Below are 18863 nucleotides of genomic sequence, written 5' to 3'. Positions count from 1 at the left end.
TTCACCTTCTTTTTTTATGAGTTCGAAGGTGCAAGTTCGACTACGGTTTGTCGGATTGATTGAATCCGTTCATCTCGTATCATTCTCGATACAGCGGGCATTTTTAAAATGGTCATGTGTTGAAACGTATCAGCCACATGCGCATTCTCTTCTTCGAGACGGATGAGCGCGTCTGAAAATAGACGTTGTGTCGATCGACCGAATAAGACAATGGTATGTAGCTTCGTACATTTCGAATGAACCGCTAATAGATGTTTGGCGTAGCGTTGCACCGTTTTATAATAATCCTCGTCTGTCGATAACAGTTGACGGTTGCCACGGAGTAAGTCTGGATAATAAGACTCTTCACCTGTGAACATCGTTTCGACTCCGATTCGTTTTAAGTAAGAATGTCCAATCGCTTCAGCGACGGTCTGATCTTGGATGAGACGTCCGAGTGGAATCGACTCTTTTAATAGCAGATGGGAAAGCTTTAATCCGAGATGTCCACTTAGCGGTACGCCGAAATCGTCGTCTTGCAGTCGATCCATAACAAATAACACTTTCATCTTTCGCTTTAAAGAGAGTTGAACCATGTGTCACCATCCTGTTCCCTTTCTTTTCATTATAACAAAGTCATACGAAAAACAGGGCGCACAATGTCGCCCTGCCTTCCTTAGTTATTTCCGTTATTCGAATTGCCGTTCCCACGTTCCGTGGCTGGCGATTCATTATTCGATTGACCTTCTAGCGGAGCACCTGAATCTTCTCCATCTGTCGGTTGGTCTGTTCCTTCATCCGTACCTTCATCGGTCGCTGGCTCATCAGGATTTTGTTCGTCAGTGGTATCTTCACCGTTTCCGTTACCATTACCGTTATTGTTCCCGTTACCGTTGTTCTCGTCCGATGAGTTGTCTTCGTTATTCTCTTCATCAGAAGGACTTTCCTCTTCATCATCCTTCGGTTCTTCTTTTGGTTCGATTGAGTAACTTGCTTGTGCTGGGGCAGATTGCTGTTCACCCGTCAATGGGTTTGTCGCCTTAGCGACGATGGTGAACGTTGTATCCCCTTCAGCCAAGTTCGAAATATCAATACTCGTCTCTCCCGTCGTACCGACGACTTGTTCTCCGCCTTCGGCTGACTGTTGCGTCACGGTGAATGAGATGTCTGAGTAGCCATCTGCTTGTGCGCCATCAAAATCGTATGACCACGAGACAGAGCCTGCTTTTGAATCTTCATCATAGTTGACGCTTGCACCCGTTGGAGCGGCAAGCTTCTCAGGTTGAAGATCCTTTGGCTTCGTTCCTTTGACATATAGTTCATTCCCGAGTGATAAGACAGAGTCTGGACGTTGGAAGCGATCTGGTTGACCTGAAATCTTTGTCGCTTCCTGCATGATATATTCAAAGAAATATTGTGCATGGTCAGGATCGAATTGATCAGATGTGGCTTCACTCGATTTTCCCGTCCAAACCGAAATAGAATAATCTGTCGAATATCCTGTGAACCATTTATCTTTTGGAATGACATTTCCATTTTCATCTTTTTCATTCGTCGTACCCGTTTTACCAGCTACATCCCATGGGAATGCACCCGGTACATATGTTCCACCTTCAGCGCTCACTACGTCACGGAGCATATCGGTTAACATATAAGCTGTATAGTCTTCCATCGCCTGTTTCGCTTTGACTGGCGAGTTAATACTTGAACCATCGTTAAATTCAATTTTTTGAATCAAGTGAGGTTTCGTATACATACCATTCGCACCAAGTGCTGCGTAAGCTGCGGCCATCTGCGTCGTACTTGCCTCAGCCGTACCAAGAGCATTCGATTCATTTAATTGATCGCCAGAATATGAAGGTTCGATCCCAACATTTTTGACGAACGATTCAATCGCATCTTGTCCATACTCATCCCGCACTTCTTGGAAAGCACGAACTGCTGGCGTGTTCGCTGAAATCTTCAAATATTGACGCATCGTGTTTGGTCCACGGAAGCCTGAATAGTAGTTACTTGGACTATATGTGCCATCTAATTCAGCATCAAGTAACACTTTACCAGTTGACCATTGACCGTTCTCAATCCCCGGACCGTAGTCGAAGAACGGTTTGGCTGTCGAACCGATTGGCTTCTTCTCATTCGAATAGTCACGGTACGTCGTATCACCTTGTTTTGCTTGCTGACTATCAACAATCGCGACAATCTCGCCCGTCTTCGTATTCAGTACGGTCGCACCCATTCTTAATTCCTCTGGGTAACCATTAGTTTGAAGATTGACATTGTTTGACTTAATATCGCTATTGATTTTCGTGTGCAATTCTTTGTTGATTGACGTATATACTTTTAGACCTGTTCCGTAGATGTCTGACTGTTCAAGTCCGAAGTCATCTTCTAGCTCTTTAAGCACGCGTGAATAAATCGCACGTGTGAACGCCTCTTCTTCCGTCTCTTCACCAGGTGAGATGACGTCAGCAATGGCAACATCAAGCGCTTCGTTATACTGTTCTTCCGAAATGTGACCGTCTCGCTTCATCGCAGACAATACTTGTTCTTGGCGATAACGCGTTAACTCTTGGTCACCATTGATTGGATCGTATGCACTCGGACGTTGCGGAAGACCTGCAAGGATTGCCGCTTCTTGATAGTTGACCTCAGAGACCGGCTTGTTGAAGTAGCGTTTCGATGCGGTTTGTACACCGTATCCACCGCTACCATAGTAGTTTTTATTTAAATACATCTCTAAAATCTGTTCTTTTGTATACTCACGTTCAAGTTTGAGCGCGAGCCACTGCTCTTGAAGCTTACGCTTCAACTTCTTGTCTGTTGAAAGAAACGACTGTTTCACTAACTGCTGCGTGATAGTTGACCCACCTTCTGCACCGAAACCGTCAGTCAAGTTGGCCACGACTGCGCCACCGATCCGACGTAAGTCGATTCCGTTGTGCTCATAGAAACGACGGTCCTCAATCGAGACGACCGCTTGTTGCATCACTTCTGAAATGTCGTCAATGGAGACGTATTCCCGAATTTGACCGGCTCCTTCGAGCGGTTCACCTTCAGCCGAAATCAATTGAATCGGATACGTATCGACGAGTTTTTCTTCGTCAAGCTCTGGTGCCGTCGCAATCGCATATACGGTATATGCCCCGAATGCGATGACTGCTGCAATAAATAATAAGAAACCTAATAAAAAGATGCGTTTCCACATCGGTTTTTTACTCTTCGTCTTTGGTTGTTTTCCAGTTTTTTTGCGTTTATTTGTCGTCGAATCTTGTCGACGTGCGACCCTACTTCGCTCCATTCATGGTTCACTCCTTCTATTCAATCGAGCCATTGATCGAGCACCGTCAAATAGTCAATCGACGGTAAGGCTCTTGTCGGAACTTCAATCGCTTCCTCTTCGATAAAACGAAGTGGAATTGACTTACGTCCCGTCAATCGTTGTTCCCACCACTGAACAAGTTGTTCCGTGGTCAATACATATTGCGTATTATAGCGACTAAAGCGGATGATGACAAAACAAATCCCTCCATGGCGTTCGCACTCGCGCATGTGTTCAATCTGGTGCTCATGGAAATTTCCTAGAGGAAACGACGTCTTATTATTCGTTTCTTTCGCTTCAAAGTCAATGTACTTACCGCGATACACCCCGTTATAGTCAGTCGTGGATGCCTGTTTGAAATAGGCTTCCGTCACTTTGGCTGCACTTCGCTTCGGATAGTCGACTTTGACAATTTGTAACGGTGTCGGTTTCTTATGAATGACGGCTCGTTGATGGATTCGATAAAATTCATTCGTTTCATTCAACAATGTCTCCAAATTCATTCCGCGATTCGCATAGGTTGGAGAATTCGAGGGTTGTTTCGAAATTCCTTCTTCCTTTGGTGCCTTTGTCACTTTTGCTTTTTTACCGTTTGGATAATGGAACAATGTCGTCACCCCATACATACATATTAACAGGTCGGTCCACTCGTTCCTTCCGTCTCAGGTCTGATTGTCGACTTCTGTCGGTCGACACTTGTGTGGATTTACCGCAACACATATCGTACCAAACTCCCGTATGTTAAACTAGTATGTAAGCGATTGTGTATCCAAATTGAAAAGCTCTCGTCACGTAAGACTTGATTGTTTTTCTATGATAATAGCACCTCTTCTGTTTAACCAAGATTGTACATCGATAAACCTAATTGATGTCATTCTGAAGAAAAAGTGTGCAATACCTGTGCAATTGATTGACCGAATCATCATTCGGAAATAAAATAGAATGCTTAAAGACGTTACTGTTAAGCCGTTTTGGAGGGATTGGATGGAAAGTGGAAAGAAGTATGTCATGTTCGTCGACGAAACAGGTACACCGAAAGGAAACACACAGTTCAATTTGACTGGTGTTCTGATGGAGTACAAATATTCAATCGATGCGGATGAAACTGGAATGCCATGTGAATTGAAGCGACGTCTTCACGCGTTCAAGCGAGATGTTTTTAAAACCGAGCAAATCCCGCTTCATTTAAAAGAAATTTTAAAGGCCGAGCACCCTTATGGGAAAGAAGATGGCATCACGATCGACATGTTGCGTGATTTTTGGGACAAGTTACCTGATTTTTTGCGAGGAATCGATTGTACAATCGTCAGTGTTGAAGTCGATAAACAAAAACTACATGACTTTTATTCGACGCCAAAAGATCCGTATGTAGTCGCCTTCGCCCACTTGATGAAGTCGTTCTATGCGTTCTTAGAGGAAACAGAGGCGGTCAGTGCACGCGTCGTTCTCGAATCACGAGATGATTACCAGAACTTACTCATTCAAAAAGCATTTTTCGATATTTTCAACTCGGGCACGGTCCATCTCGATGTCGAAAAGAGTCGTCAAAAAATCAAAGGATTCATCTTCTCTGAGAAGCAGAACACGATGTATCAATCCGGTTTAGAAATCGCCGACCTCGTCTGTCTCCCACTTTCACGTGTCCGTCGAGGTGTGATCGAGGTAAAACCACGGTTCGTCCATTATGGGGACGAGAACCGAATCTTTAAAGCAATCAAGGACAAAATTTACATTCGTAAAGAAAGTCCGGACCAAGATTTCCGCAACTGGGGCTTCAAAAAGGTACCCATCACGAAAAAGCGTCGTGAGTGGAGCGACCATCCTTGGAATCATTAACACAAAAATGCATCGACACATATGTCGATGCATTTTTTATGTCGTGACTTTCGCGGATTTCATCCGTTTCTTTCCTTCCCGACACATATGAAGAAGCGGGCATGTCTCACAGGCAGGTCGCTGGGCTTTACAATGATAGCGTCCAAAGAAAATAAATTGATGATGAAGTTGTGACCACTCATCGCGTGGGAATTTCTTCATCAACGTATCCTCGACTTGACGGACGTTATCTTTCCAGCGACAAATGCCAAGACGTTTTGACACCCGTTCGACGTGGGTATCCACGGCAAATGCTGGTTCATGAAAAGCGACCGACAAGACGACGTTAGCCGTTTTACGACCGACACCTGGGAGAGCCTCAAGTGATGCCCGATCCGACGGCACAATGCCGTCATGCTCGTTCACGATTTTTTCAGAGAGTGCCTTCACGTTCTTCGCTTTGTTCCGATACAATCCAATGCGTTTGATCAACGCCTCAATCTCTGAAACGTCTGCCGCAGCCATCGCTTCGACTGTCGGAAACGCTTCAAACAAGCCCGGTGTCACCTTGTTGACGAGGGCATCCGTCGCTTGGGCGGAGAGCGCCACAGCGACCACTAATTGGAATGGGTTTTGATGCGTCAGTTCGCAATGCGCATCCGGGAACATTTGCCTCATCGTATCAGACACTTCCTGTAACTGGACTTTCGTCAACATCATTTATTCCTCCGTTGATATTCCACGACATCCTCAAGCGTCTCAACTTGATGGTCCTGCCAGACGCGTAAGATTTTATCCATGTATTTGAAGTTTCGAACATTCCGAAGTTTCGCTTCGCGTAACGCGGCCATGATCAGTTCTTCGCTGAAATTATCTTCCGTCATCCACCCGACGATTTGTTCAATTTCAAACGGTGTAATTGTGCCAAATTCTCGTTCGAACGTATGGATGATATTTTCATTCAACGTCTGTTGCGGTGCGATTTTTTCTTCTCCTTGTAACGCCTCAAATAGCGGTAATAGACTATATCGCTCGCTATTCCCCGAGGCGTCAATGGCAATCAATTCTTTTTGCAACAAGCCGAGTAACACAGAGCGCGCCTCATTCTCCGAGACGTTCAACCGTTTTCCTAACTCGCTCGGGAGTGGCATGACGATGCCTTCCCCCGTCATTTCAAGAAGATGGACGATGAGACTGAATTCGACAGGCGATAAGTCGAGTCGTCTAGCGTCAGTGAACAGTTTGCGCGGAATAACGACCGGACTTTGCTCGAATAATTGTATCAATTGATGTGCATCCATGTCGCACTTCCTTTCTAAGACACATCAATCGGGGAGGACATGACGTCTTCCCCGATTAATCGTTAAGGGTGGATTCGGTTTAATAAACGTGGGAATGGAATAGCTTCACGGATATGCTCGATTCCACTAATCCATGCAACCGTACGCTCGAGTCCAAGTCCGAAACCAGAGTGTGGGACCGAACCGTATTGACGAAGTTCGAGATACCAGTCGTATGCATCTGTTTCATCAAGACCTTCTTTAATGATCTCTTCTTTTAGACGGTCGTAATCGTCTTCACGTTGAGACCCCCCGATGATTTCTCCATATCCTTCTGGTGCAATCAAGTCTGCACAAAGAACGAGCTCAGGATTTTCAGGGTCCACTTTCATGTAGAACGGTTTGATTTCTTTTGGCCAGTGCGTGATGAAAACTGGCTGGTCATGTGCGTTAGCAATCGCCGTCTCATGCGGTGCACCGAAATCGTCGCCGTATTCGATATCGTCAAATCCTTCTGATTTCAAGAATTTGATTGCATCTTCGTAACGGACACGTGGGAAAGGTGCCTTCACTTGTGCCAACTTCTCAAGGTCACGTCCAAGGAATTCAAGTTCATCCTTACAGTTCTCAAGCGCTGATTGTGCGATATATGAGACGTATTGCTCTTGAATCTCAAGGTTCATGTCGTGATCGAAGAACGCCATCTCTGGCTCGATCATCCAGAACTCAATCAAGTGACGACGTGTTTTTGATTTCTCTGCACGGAAAGTTGGTCCGAACGAGAATACTTTACCGAGTGCCATTGCAGCGGCTTCCATATACAATTGGCCCGTCTGTGAGAGGTAAGCGGATTGACCGAAATAGTCTGTCTCGAACAACTCTGTCGTGCCCTCAGGTGCACTGCTCGTAAGGATTGGCGGATCGATTTTGACGAATCCTTCTTTATTAAAGAATTCATACGTCGCACGAATGATTTCGTTACGCACTTTCATAATCGCGTGTTGGCGACGTGAACGGAGCCATAAGTGACGGTTATCCATCAAGAATTCTGTTCCATGTTCTTTCGGTGTGATTGGGTAATCCACTGACTCTGCAATCACCTCTACATCTGTCACTTCTAATTCAAATCCGAGTGGTGTACGTCCACCATCCGACTTGACGTTACCTGTCACCCAGACAGAAGTCTCTTGTGTCACACCTTTAGCAAGAGTGAACAATTCTTCAGAGACGTCAGCCTTCACGACGACCGCTTGTGCAAATCCGCTACCGTCACGTAGTTGAAGGAATGCAATTTTCCCGCTAGAACGTTTGTTGGCAATCCAAGCTCCGACGCGGACCGTCTGTCCTTCGTAGTCTTTAAATTGGTTAATCGAAATTGTTGTCATATTCATTTCCATCCTTTCGCTTATCGAGTGCGCTTCGTAATGAAGTCTTCTACTCGATCGAGCGCTTCTAATACGCGTTTTAATTCTGTTGCATATGATAATCGTACGTAGTCTTCCTGTCCAAAACCAGAGCCTGGAACAAGTGCCACGTTTGCCTCTTCAAGTACTGCCTCGCACCAAGCATCGACTGTGTCGTATCCACTCTCAGTCGCGGCAACTTTCGCATTGGCATATAAGTAAAATGCACCTTGTGGCTTCAGGCAAGTGATTCCTGGAATTTGTTCGAGACGTTTGTAGACGATGTCGAGTCGCTCTTCGAATGACTGACGCATCATCTCTACATCATCTTGTGGACCATTGTATGCCTCGACCGCTGCTGCTTGAGCGACAGATGTCGGGTTTGATGTCGAGTGGGAAGCTAAGTTTGTCATCGCGCTGATGATCGTCGCGTCACCAACGGCATATCCGATACGCCACCCTGTCATCGCGTGAGACTTTGAGACACCGTTGATGATGATCGTACGTTCACGCATATTCGGTAATGTCGCAATCGATACGAATTCAGCGTCACCGTAAATCAACTTCTCATAAATTTCATCGCTCACGACGAGAAGATTATGTCGAAGAACGACATCAGCGAGTGCCTGTAGCTCTTCTTTCGTATAAATCATTCCTGTCGGGTTGGAAGGACTGTTCAAAATGACTGCCTTCGTACGATCTGTAATCGCACATTCGAGCAGTTCAGGTGTCAATTTGAAGGATGTGTCTTCATTTGTATCGACATATACAGGTACACCGTCAGCGAGTTTGATTTGCTCTGGATAACTGACCCAGTAAGGTGTCGGGACGATGACTTCGTCACCTTCATCTAAAATCGCTTGGAACAATGCGTAGAGCGCATGTTTTGCACCTGAAGCGACCATTACTTCATTGCGCTCAAACGTCAACTGGCTGTCTCGCTTCGTTTTTTCAATGATGGCGTCCTTCAACGCGACAGTACCGCCTGATGGTGTATATTTCGTATCGCCATCACGAGCCGCTTGACAAGCAGCATCGATGATTCGTTCCGGTGTATTGAAATCAGGCTCACCTGCGCCGAGTCCAATGACATCTTTGCCCGAAGCCTTAAGCGCCTTCGCTTTAGCCGTAATCGCTAATGTTGTCGACGGCGTGAGTTGTTTCACTCGTTTCGCTAATAGATGTTCCATCATTATCCCCCTCTAATTCGTCACATTTGATCGGTCAATTGGACGCGTCGAATAAACTCTCCAGTCTGTAACGTGTAATACGAATACGTATAAGATGCGTCTGCCTTTGTGACCACTTCAACGAGTGCTCTCTCGTCGAATCCGTACTTACAACTGATGAGTTGTCCGCCTGTATCTTCGACAGAACGAGCGCAGACGTCATTCGCATTCACTTCACCGATTTCACGTTGTTCAATCTCGAACTCGTCATCGAGTGGAACGAACCAAATGGAGTCTCCGTCCGCTTCCGGAAATACGACGTATGCCTCTGTCCCATTGAACAGCTCTCCTTGCCCTACTTGAAGGTTTGGCGATTCCTCATTCAATCGAATCAAGGCTTCCTCGATGAGTTGCTCTTTTTGATTTTCTGTGTGTCCAATCGTGAATCGATACATCACGCTAAAGACAAGGACGACACCGAGCAGTGCCGCCAGTAACGAGACGATCCATTTTGTTTTTCTGGTCATTCTGTACGATAGATGGTGAAGACCATCTCTTCCTTCTTCGGATCATTCACTTTCTTCTCAAGCGAAAGGCCGAACATCAAATCTTGACTTTTTAAAGTCCGATTCAATAAATCGACAATCTTATAAACGTCCGCAGTCGGTTCGATGCGTACACTCGCAAGCGTCTCAATATTCGAATTCATGTTGACTCCTCCTCCAAAACCTATACGTATCATTATAAAACGATAACATCATGATGCCTAGCGTTATCTATCATTTCTTGCCACAGAGTTTTCCTTTTCATCTAAGAACAATTCCAACTCGGATAGAGATGTCTCTAGCGTCCCTTCAATCCGGTCCACCTTCGGTAAGCTATTGATGAACTGTTTCCCGTAACGAGTCGTCTCGACCCGACGATCGAACACAAAAATCGCACCGTAGTCCGATTTCGATCGAATTAATCGACCGACACCTTGTTTGAAACGGATGACTGCTTGAGGAAGCGAAAGTTCGAAGAATGGAGATTTCCCCATCGATTCAATTTTTTCCGAACGTGCTTGCATGATTGGTTGATCGGGCGGCGCGAACGGCAGACGCACGATGACCAGGCACGTCAACGCCTCACCCGGAATATCGACACCTTCCCAAAAGCTTGCCGTTCCGAATAAAATCGATTGTTCCATCCGCTTGAACTGTTTCGTCAATCGGCTTCGCGATCCCCCACTGACTCCTTGTGCAAGTAGCGTATAAGAAGGGTCGAGATGATCTTTTACTTGTTCGTAAGTGAGACGTAACAATTCATTCGAGGTGAAGAGGACGAGCATTCGCCCTTTTGTCACGTTTGCAATTTGAACAATCGATTGAGCGGTCTGATCAACGAACTGAGGAAGCGGTACATCATTGATCAACGGGAAGTCTGACGGAACAAACAATTTTGCCTGGTCCTTAAAGTTGAACGGCGAAGGTAATACGACTCGTCTGACCGGTTCTCCTTCAAGTCCGAGTCGTCGTTCCATAAAACTAAACTTGCCCGAGACCGTCATCGTCGCCGACGTCAAAATCGTCGGTCTCTTCTTAAATAATCGTTCGTGCAGCAACGGACCGATTTCAACCGGTTGCGTGTAGACCGATGTCAATTTACGGTTTCCTAAATTCAACTCGACCCAACTGACCGCATCATCATTGCGTGTCAACATCGTCTCATAAATGACACTTTCGAGCTCACGGACGTCGCTAATCAATGTTTTCAAATCACTCAAAAGTGCGCGTTGTTTGAACGTCATGTGTTCTTTACGCTCATCGAGCAGTCGATGTAGATGTCTGAGTGACGTCCGTAGTGCACGTAACTTGTCCTCTAATCGATTCGCCACTTCACGAATCGGTCTGAATGATGCGCCTTCTCGCTCGAATCGAACGGTTTGCCGGGGTTCTTTTTTCTTTCCTAGCGACTGTAGTGCCGTCAAGAGGTCTTCGAGCTCTTCCTCGACCCGTGCGAGCGCAGAATCAATCTGTTGACTGAACGCTTCTGCCTCTTCTGTCACAGACGTCAAATCGGCTAGCTGAATGATCCGAGAATGAAACTTCCCGTCCGCACCGTATCCGAACCATTTGAACAACCGATCAAACTGGATGGCATCAAACGTCACACCGAAATGGTGAGAGGCCACTTCTTCGACTTGATGTGCCTCGTCTAAGACGAGCGGTGTATCGGTCGGTAAGATACCTGCCTGATGTTGTAAATCAGAGAACAAGAGCGCGTGATTCGTCACAATCAAATCTGCTTCTTTCGAACGGAGGACTGCTTTTGTGAAGAAGTCTCGGCTATACCAAGGGTCGAACCGTCCGAATTCACTTGAAGCATCGGCTTGAATCAACCGTTTAAAAGAAGCTGGACCTTGTGTCGCAGATCCGGGGAATGAGAGTTCTTCCAAATCCCCCGTCTCTGTCTCTGTTAACCAGACGAGTACCATCGCCTTACACATGGAAACCAACAATCCATCATTCGATTCATCGAGCACCATCTCGAATTTACGTAAATCGATATAGTTCCGTCTTCCTTTCAACAAGGTGAATTCAATTTCCGGAAAGATTTGTCGAAGTACTGGTAAATCTCGGTTCAGAAGCTGCTCCTGTAATTGAATCGTATGCGTACTGATGACGACAGGACGTTTCGTCTCAAGTGCATGATGGGCACTCGGGATTAAGTACGCCAACGTCTTCCCTGTTCCCGTTCCTGCTTCGACTAACAACGTTTCCTCGTCGTCTAACGCTTTATAGACGTGACGCATCATTTCAAATTGACTTTGTCTCGGCTCAAATTGATCAAAAATTGACGGGAGTGTTTCTTCAATCGTGCGAAGGAGAAACGGTTCAAAGGGTTCTCGTTCTTCTGCCGGAACGAACGTATCGCTTGGACGGTGTAACGCAATCTTTCGATGAATATCAAAACGCGTTTCGTCGTCTGGTCGAATCCCAACCTCGAGGATGATTTCATCGAGCAACGGCTCGACGTGACTCGTCCACGACTCCGATAAATCGCGAAGTCGTTTCAATGTCACGACCGGTAAATCGCGCAAGCGCTCGAGCATTCGGATAAAAAGCTCGGCCGTTGCTTCCGCATCACTGAGTGCGCGGTGTGCGTCTGTATGTACGAGGTTGAATGTCTCAGATAACGCTTCTAGGGCATGACTCTCAAGTGTTGGGTAGAGGATACGAGCGAGTTCAACCGTATCAATGGCTCTCCCCTGAAACGATAGATAGCCTGCTTGTTCAAGACTCTCGTTTAAAAAAGTTAAATCAAATGCGACGTTATGCGCGACAAATACCCGTCCATCTAGCATTTTCCAAATGTCGGGGATCACTTCTTCAAATGTTGGTGCATCACTTACGTCATCATCGCTAATCGTTGTTAATTGCGTAATAAAAGGTGGGATTGGTCGACCCGGTCGGATCAAGGTGCTGTAGCGCTCGATCACTTCACCATCTTGTACGACGACCGCCGCAAACTCAATCAGTTCATCACCGGACTTTACGGAATGACCCGTTGTCTCTATATCCACAATCACATACGTGTCCATAACATCCATCCCATCTTAGGCACGCTCGTGCTTTCTGTCTGTCTCATCTTACCATAGAACGAACGACGAAAAAACGGGGATGCCTTTGTCGACACCCCCGAATGTTTTATAAAATCGTGTGAGCGATTTCTTCGTAAAGAAGTTGATCGACCTCGTTTTGCTCGTTCAATACGGCTACTTTTGGACGATGCGTTTTCGCTTCTTCTGCAGTCATTTGACCATAAGCCATGATGATGACAACATCACCAACCTGGAAATGACGTGCTGCGGCACCGTTTAAACAAATCACACCAGAACCACGTTCGCCTTTGATGACATACGTCTCGATACGAGCGCCATTGTGGTTGTTCGTGATGTGCACATGTTCATTTTCCATGATGCCTACTGCATCCATCAAGTCCTCATCGATTGTAATCGAACCGACGTAGTGTAAGTTTGCTTCTGTCACCGTTGCTTTATGAAGCTTTGCGTGCATAAATGTACGAATCATTGGATTCATCCCTTCTTCCAAATCACATTATCAATCAATCGGGCTCGCTCAAACTGAACGGCCACCGCCATCAATATTTCATTCGAATCGCTTGAAGCGTCAGCAAGCGTCGGGTAGTCAACGAGTTCGACATAGTCGATCTGACTGTTCGGGATCTCGTGTAATCGTTCGGTCAGTCGTTGCTTCACTTCTTCAAGATCATGACCTGCTTCAAGTGTTTCTCGCGCTGTCGTCAATGCTTTAAAGATTTGACTCGCATCTTCTTTTTCAGTGTCTGACAAATATACGTTTCGAGAAGACTTGGCTAGTCCTGTCTCCTCACGAATAATCGGGCAACGTCGAATCTCGACCGGGACAAAATAGTCTCGGACGTACCCTTCGATGAGCGCCACTTGCTGGGCGTCTTTCAGACCGAAGTAAGCACGGGTCGGTTGAACAAGGTTAAATAATTTCGAGACGATTGTCAACACACCATCAAAATGGCCGGGACGACTCGCCCCACATAATACATCTGCCCCTTGGCGAACAGTGACGCGCGCCATATCAAGCGGGTACATCGTCTCCGTCGTCGGATAGAAGAGAAGATCGACACCGGCTTCTCGTGCCAATTTTTCATCTCGTTCGAAGTCACGAGGATATCGGTCGAGGTCTTCGTTCGGACCGAACTGAGTCGGATTGACGAAAATACTCATGACAACGACGTCATTCTCACGTCGTGCGTTCTCAACCAGACTCATGTGTCCTTCATGCAAATATCCCATCGTTGGCACAAAACCAATCGTTTGATCCGTTGGCAACGTGTGACGTAACTCTTCAACTGTTGATACGATTTTCATCATTTTCCTCCATACAGCGAGTCGAGCAATGACTCATCCATTGTGAACGTGTGACGTTCAAGCGGGAATTGTCCAGCTTTCGTCTCTTCCACATAAGAGCGGATGGCATCAGTCGCCACTTCATTCACGTCGGCATATGCCTGAACGAATTTCGGTAAGCGGTCCACGCCATATTTCAACACGTCATGATAGACGAGTACTTGTCCGTCTACCTCTGCCCCGGCACCGATTCCGATAACTGGAATCGTCAACTCTTCTGCGATTCGTTTCGCCAACTGATGCGGCACACACTCAAGGACGAGCATTTTCGCACCGGCACGTTCGGCAGCCAAGCTATCTTGAAGCAGTGTCTCTGCCGCCTCAAGGGATTTCCCTTGCACTTTATACCCTTCTAGCACACCGACCGATTGCGGAGTCAACCCTAGATGGGCAACACAAGGCATTCCTACTTGAGTGAGTCGTTCAATCGTCTGAAGGACTTCACCCGCACCTTCTAGTTTGATCGCATCCGCATGTCCTTCTTGGAATAGACGGGACGCAGCCTGAAGCGTTCGGTCAAAATCACCATGGTATGTCGCAAATGGCATATCCACCACGACAAATGTGTTTTTCGCCCCACGGCGAACAGCCTTCGAATGGTGAAGCATGTCTTCTGTCGTCACCGGGATCGTTGAGTCATAACCAAGGACGACCATCCCAAGAGAATCGCCAACCAAAATCAAATCGACCCCTGCCGCTTCGGCAAGTTTGGCTGACGGGTAATCATACGCCGTCAACATGACGAGCTTTTCTTGCTCGTTCATCTTTTTCAATAATGAAGTCATCGTGTGCATCTGTTTCTCCTCCTAAACGTGGAGACAGGAAAGAATAAACGCCCTCTTCCACGGTTGGCAAGAAGGCGCACGAAAAACAATTTCATGGTTTTCATGAGTAGTGTCCTTCTGTCCCTGTCAAAATGATCAAGGCAGACAACTGATTGTGACAGTCTGCAAGCGCGGTACACTTCAAAAACTGATAGCGTCCGACACATTAAGTATAGTCGATGGTCTCGCTTTCATCAATCATTCCACACTGCAATCTCAGCTGAGTAGACGGGTTCAACCTTCCCTTCTTCTTCAAGAAGCAATGCGCCCTCTTCGGATATCCCTCGCATGACCCCTGTACGAGAAGTACGAGAAGCGTTCAACGTGATTCTTTCATTCAAGTAGGCGGCATGTTGCATCCAATTGACCCGAATCGGATCAAAACCACTTTCGAGGAATCGGTCGTATTCGACTTCAAGTTCAGCCAGTAATTCAGCCAACAGTTCACTTCGACGGAATCGCTTTTCAGTTTCTAGATAAAGAGAAGTGGCCCGATGAGCTAACTCGTCTGGAATCTCCTCACCATTGACGTTCATCCCAAACCCTAGGATGACGGCCTGGATCCGGTCGCCTTCCGTCTGCATCTCTGTCAAAATGCCACCGATTTTCTTCCCATTCAATAATAAATCATTCGGCCACTTGATCATGACATCAAGATTTCTATGGTTGAGCGCCCGTGCGAATGCACTCGCTGCCATCAACGTCAGTTTCGATGCGTCTCGAATCGGCAAATCGGGTCTTAGGATAATGCTCGCCGCAATATTGACATGTTTCGGATTATGCCAATGACGACCGAGTTGTCCCCGTCCTGCAGTCTGTTCCTCACTGATGACAATCGTCCCTTCCGACACATGCTGTTGCGCCAATTCATGGGCGATTCGTTGTGTCGTATCGACTTGTTCATACGCATGGACCGTCTGACCGAATCGACCTTTACGGAATGAGACAAACGCTGGTTCATCCAAACGGTCGCTCTGTTCGATCAGTTGATATCCTTTACGGGGAATCGTATGAATCGCGTACCCATCTTGCTTCAAGGTTTCGATATGTTTCCAAATAGCGGTACGTGAAATATTCAATTGACGTGCCAATTCTTGTCCGCTCCACACTTCCCCATTTTGTAATAACGTCAAGACACGCCCGCGCGTTGAAGCCATCGTCTCGCCTCCTCTTTTAATACGGTCCCGTGATTCGGAATCTCTTGTGAAATGACACGTCGTTCGAGATCAAGCAATAGATGCTTGATCGCCTCGCCTGTCGCACCGAGTTCAAGCGCATCCCGTCCATTGAATTTCAGTTCTTGGCGGGACTGGATTGGGAGTGACTCCTTCAGTTCACGACTGCGGTCTGGTTCACCATTCATTTTAAAATAAGTCGAGAGAGTCCGCTCATCCGTCGTATAAACCGTCATCACATCGAGTCCGGTCTCACAGAGCTCCGCAAGCACTCGAGCCTCCCGCTTGATTGCATTCGATCGTTTCCATGGCAGTAGCCATGCCTCATCTTTCGCGTGATATAAGAAGATGGCCCATCCACTGACCGCATTCACTGGAGTGCGATCATCTTGTTGCACCCGTTGCATCAGTTCAGTCGTCACGTTCGGTAGATAGCGATGGATGCCGAGCTCGACCATCTCTGCTAACGCCTTTCGATAGGCTGGTCCCGTCAACAGTTTCTCAAACTCGATTGCAATGCGTTCCATTGCGATTTGTTCAAGTTTGTGACTAAGCGAACTCGCTGCGTGACGCAATTCTTCGTGTAACGTGAAGTCGAGCTGAGACATGAAACGGAGCGCACGCATGATGCGTAGGGCATCTTCACCAAACCGCTCGAAAGGACTCCCGACTGTGCGAATGATGCGTTCATCTAAATCGTGTTGCCCTCCGAATAAATCGACGACTTGTCCATCATGAAACGCCATCGCGTTCATCGTGAAGTCACGACGTAACATGTCTTCTTCGAGCGATACACCGAGTGCAACATGGTCCGGACGTCTTGAATCTGAATAAGATCCTTCAGACCGGAATGTCGTCACTTCGAACGGATGATGGTCGATGATGACCGTGACCGTTCCATGTTCGATACCGGTCGGGACCGATTTCGGGAACAGCGCCATCACTTCTTCCGGGAAGAGGGACGTGGCCAAATCGATATCGTCGGGCAAATTTCCAAGGACATAGTCCCGAACGGCTCCGCCAACGATATACGCCTCGCCGCCATGTCGTTCAATCGTCTCGATGATCTGTTTTGCATACTCCCATTCTGTCATGATGTCACCACCTGTTCATACAAGCGTTCATATTGTGTCACGATGTCTTGTGAGGCGAATCGTTTTGATTTCATCAACCCGTTTTGTCTGAAACGCTCCTGTAACGTTGCGTCTGTCAACAGCTGTTGCATCGCCATAGCAGCTTTCGTTGCATCGCCTCGTGGAACGACGAACCCGTCCTCACCGTCCGTGATCACTTCGGGTAGCCCTCCTGCGTCACTGACGACCGACGGGACTCCCGTTGCCATCGCCTCGAGTGCAACAAGACCGAACGCCTCTTTATCTGATAAGAGGACATGGACATCACTAATGGAGAGCAGTGCAGCGACTTGCTCTTGTTTCCCGGCAAAGATGACTTGATCTTCAAGTCCCATCTCCGTCACGAGGCGGCGCATAGCACCCATGAGCGGACCGTCTCCGACGAGTAACAATTTTTTATTCGGGACATCCATCTTGTCGAACGCCTCGAGGACAAGATCGACGCGTTTGACGGGACGGAAGTTTGAAATATGAATCACGACCCGGTCGTCTGTCGTTAAGCCGTATCGTTCCCGCAAGGTTGGGTCGAATTGTGGGGTGTACACCGATTCATCAATAAAGTTGTGAATGACTTGAATCGGCAAATTGCTAGCAATCCGCTCCTCTGTCTCCCGTTTCAAACTGTGTGAGACGGCCGTAATCGCATTAGATTGGCGCAACCCATATAAAATCGCCGGTTTCAATTCCTCATCCTCACCGAGAACGGTGATATCGGTTCCGTGTAGCGTCGAGACAATCGGCGTCTTCACACCGGCCATCTCACGCCCGAGCGCGGCACACACGGCATGTGGTACGGCATAATGTGCATGAATGACATCAAGGCCGAATGACTGGATGACACTCGCAATTTTCGCGGAGAGCGTCATATCGTACGGCGGATAGCGAAAGACCGAATATTGGTTGATTTCGACTTGGTGGAACGTGATATTCGGATGATAGGCGTTCAAACGAAACGGCATACTGCTCGTAATGAAATGAACGTCATGTCCTCGGTCCGCAAGCTTCATGCCGAGTTCCGTCGCTAAAATCCCCGAACCACCGACAGATGGATAACAAAGAATTCCGATTCGATACGTCATGTGAGCTCACCTGCCCGTTTGACGACATACGGTCGCACACGTTTCAACCCTTCCGCATAAGCGACGCCAATCAAGCTCCCGAAATGGCGTTCACGGGCAATGACCCGTTCCACGTATGCATCGGTGAGCGGTGTTTTCACCCCATCGACTGGAGTGAACTGACTTGCGTAACATTGGAGTGCCCGTGTCTTCACTTCAATCGTGTCACTAATATCAACGCATACATCCGGCTCGACATGTGCATTGATCATATATTGATACACACTTTCTGGTCGATATGCCGGAAGCTCCGGTAAATATTTTCGAATACCCGCGTTGAACAACGCCTCTGTCACGAGATAAGCGCATGCCGCATGGTCGGGATGGCGATCGACTTCATATGGATACAACAAGTGCGTTGGACGCTCACGTCGAATCAAGGAGACGATTGCCTTGAGCTGTTCTTCTCCCCCGTCAATTCCCCGATCTTTAAATCCGAGATTGATTCGGCGGACACCAAGCACGTCATCTGCCACACTGGCTTCTTGTTGTCTCGTTTCTACATCACCATTTGAAGAAAGTTCCGCTCTCGTCAAATCGACGTAAACGACCTCAATCTTCTCTTTCGTCCATTGGGCGGTCATCCCTGCAATCCCGATCTCGATATCATCTGGATGTGCCCCGATGGCTACTACTTTCATTTACATCACCTCTTCTTTGAAAAGTATAGCCGACTCGTTTCTGAATGTCATATGTT

At 47.2% G+C, this 18863-nt stretch carries 18 protein-coding genes; 1 reads left to right on the top strand and 17 read right to left on the bottom strand.

Translation table 11 applies throughout. The annotated features are described in order from the left end of the window. Positions 1-14: 14 nt before the first annotated feature. The 3 genes from KNP04_RS09870 to recU form a co-directional block, all read right to left on the bottom strand. Positions 15-575, bottom strand: coding sequence for a hypothetical protein (locus KNP04_RS09870; protein ID WP_214875611.1), 561 nt, complete (start codon positions 573-575; stop codon positions 15-17). A gap of 80 nt (positions 576-655) precedes the next feature. After that, positions 656-3280: a transglycosylase domain-containing protein gene (locus KNP04_RS09865; protein ID WP_214875608.1), complete on the bottom strand. Its 2625-nt coding sequence runs from the start codon at positions 3278-3280 to the stop codon at positions 656-658. 20 nt (positions 3281-3300) lie between these two features. Next, complete coding sequence (gene recU, locus KNP04_RS09860) at positions 3301-3927, bottom strand: Holliday junction resolvase RecU (RefSeq protein WP_214875606.1); 627 nt, start codon at positions 3925-3927, stop codon at positions 3301-3303. 358 nt (positions 3928-4285) lie between these two features. Here recU and KNP04_RS09855 point away from each other — a divergent pair, with 358 nt between their 5' ends. Continuing rightward, complete coding sequence (locus KNP04_RS09855) at positions 4286-5137, top strand: DUF3800 domain-containing protein (protein WP_198930015.1); 852 nt, start codon at positions 4286-4288, stop codon at positions 5135-5137. A 36-nt stretch (positions 5138-5173) separates the two neighbouring features. On the opposite strand, the gene nth is transcribed toward KNP04_RS09855, so the two are convergent. The 14 genes from nth to bshB1 form a co-directional block, all read right to left on the bottom strand. After that, complete coding sequence (gene nth / locus KNP04_RS09850; RefSeq protein WP_214875604.1) at positions 5174-5833, bottom strand: endonuclease III; 660 nt, start codon at positions 5831-5833, stop codon at positions 5174-5176. Further along, positions 5833-6417 carry a DnaD domain-containing protein gene (locus tag KNP04_RS09845; RefSeq protein WP_074034606.1) on the bottom strand — a complete coding sequence of 195 codons (585 nt, stop codon included), beginning with the start codon at positions 6415-6417 and terminating at the stop codon, positions 5833-5835. Before KNP04_RS09845 ends, nth begins: the two co-directional genes overlap by 1 nt. 62 nt (positions 6418-6479) lie before the next feature. After that, positions 6480-7781, bottom strand: a complete 1302-nt coding sequence (gene asnS / locus KNP04_RS09840) for an asparagine--tRNA ligase (protein WP_074034607.1) — start codon at positions 7779-7781, stop codon at positions 6480-6482. A gap of 20 nt (positions 7782-7801) precedes the next feature. Next, on the bottom strand, positions 7802-8989 hold the full coding sequence (locus tag KNP04_RS09835; protein ID WP_214875602.1) for a pyridoxal phosphate-dependent aminotransferase: 1188 nt from the start codon (positions 8987-8989) through the stop codon (positions 7802-7804). A gap of 20 nt (positions 8990-9009) precedes the next feature. Next, positions 9010-9495 carry a hypothetical protein gene (locus tag KNP04_RS09830; RefSeq protein ID WP_214875601.1) on the bottom strand — a complete coding sequence of 162 codons (486 nt, stop codon included), beginning with the start codon at positions 9493-9495 and terminating at the stop codon, positions 9010-9012. Beyond that, complete coding sequence (locus tag KNP04_RS09825; protein ID WP_015881492.1) at positions 9492-9677, bottom strand: YpmA family protein; 186 nt, start codon at positions 9675-9677, stop codon at positions 9492-9494. The genes KNP04_RS09830 and KNP04_RS09825 overlap by 4 nt, the downstream gene beginning before the upstream one ends. Positions 9678-9740: 63 nt before the next feature. Then, positions 9741-12551 (bottom strand): ATP-dependent DNA helicase DinG, encoded by a 2811-nt coding sequence (gene dinG / locus KNP04_RS09820; protein ID WP_214875589.1) that lies wholly within the window; start codon positions 12549-12551, stop codon positions 9741-9743. A gap of 106 nt (positions 12552-12657) precedes the next feature. Then, complete coding sequence (gene panD / locus KNP04_RS09815; protein WP_015881490.1) at positions 12658-13041, bottom strand: aspartate 1-decarboxylase; 384 nt, start codon at positions 13039-13041, stop codon at positions 12658-12660. A gap of 5 nt (positions 13042-13046) precedes the next feature. Beyond that, entirely contained in the window at positions 13047-13877 is an 831-nt protein-coding gene (panC, locus tag KNP04_RS09810) for a pantoate--beta-alanine ligase (protein ID WP_214745352.1), read from the bottom strand. Further along, positions 13877-14710 (bottom strand): 3-methyl-2-oxobutanoate hydroxymethyltransferase, encoded by an 834-nt coding sequence (gene panB / locus KNP04_RS09805; RefSeq protein WP_214691902.1) that lies wholly within the window; start codon positions 14708-14710, stop codon positions 13877-13879. Before panB ends, panC begins: the two co-directional genes overlap by 1 nt. A gap of 224 nt (positions 14711-14934) precedes the next feature. Next, positions 14935-15897, bottom strand: coding sequence for a biotin--[acetyl-CoA-carboxylase] ligase (locus KNP04_RS09800; protein ID WP_214875587.1), 963 nt, complete (start codon positions 15895-15897; stop codon positions 14935-14937). Further along, positions 15870-17009, bottom strand: a complete 1140-nt coding sequence (locus tag KNP04_RS09795) for a CCA tRNA nucleotidyltransferase (RefSeq protein WP_214875585.1) — start codon at positions 17007-17009, stop codon at positions 15870-15872. Before KNP04_RS09795 ends, KNP04_RS09800 begins: the two co-directional genes overlap by 28 nt. Continuing rightward, complete coding sequence (bshA, locus tag KNP04_RS09790) at positions 17006-18127, bottom strand: N-acetyl-alpha-D-glucosaminyl L-malate synthase BshA (RefSeq protein WP_214875583.1); 1122 nt, start codon at positions 18125-18127, stop codon at positions 17006-17008. The genes KNP04_RS09795 and bshA overlap by 4 nt, the downstream gene beginning before the upstream one ends. Beyond that, on the bottom strand, positions 18124-18807 hold the full coding sequence (bshB1, locus tag KNP04_RS09785) for a bacillithiol biosynthesis deacetylase BshB1 (protein WP_214875581.1): 684 nt from the start codon (positions 18805-18807) through the stop codon (positions 18124-18126). The genes bshA and bshB1 overlap by 4 nt, the downstream gene beginning before the upstream one ends. Positions 18808-18863: the final 56 nt, after the last annotated feature.

The organism is Exiguobacterium sp. CH10 (genome assembly GCF_018617635.1).
Lineage (GTDB): Bacteria > Bacillota > Bacilli > Exiguobacteriales > Exiguobacteriaceae > Exiguobacterium > Exiguobacterium aestuarii_A.
This window is presented reverse-complemented; position numbering and strand designations above follow the sequence as displayed.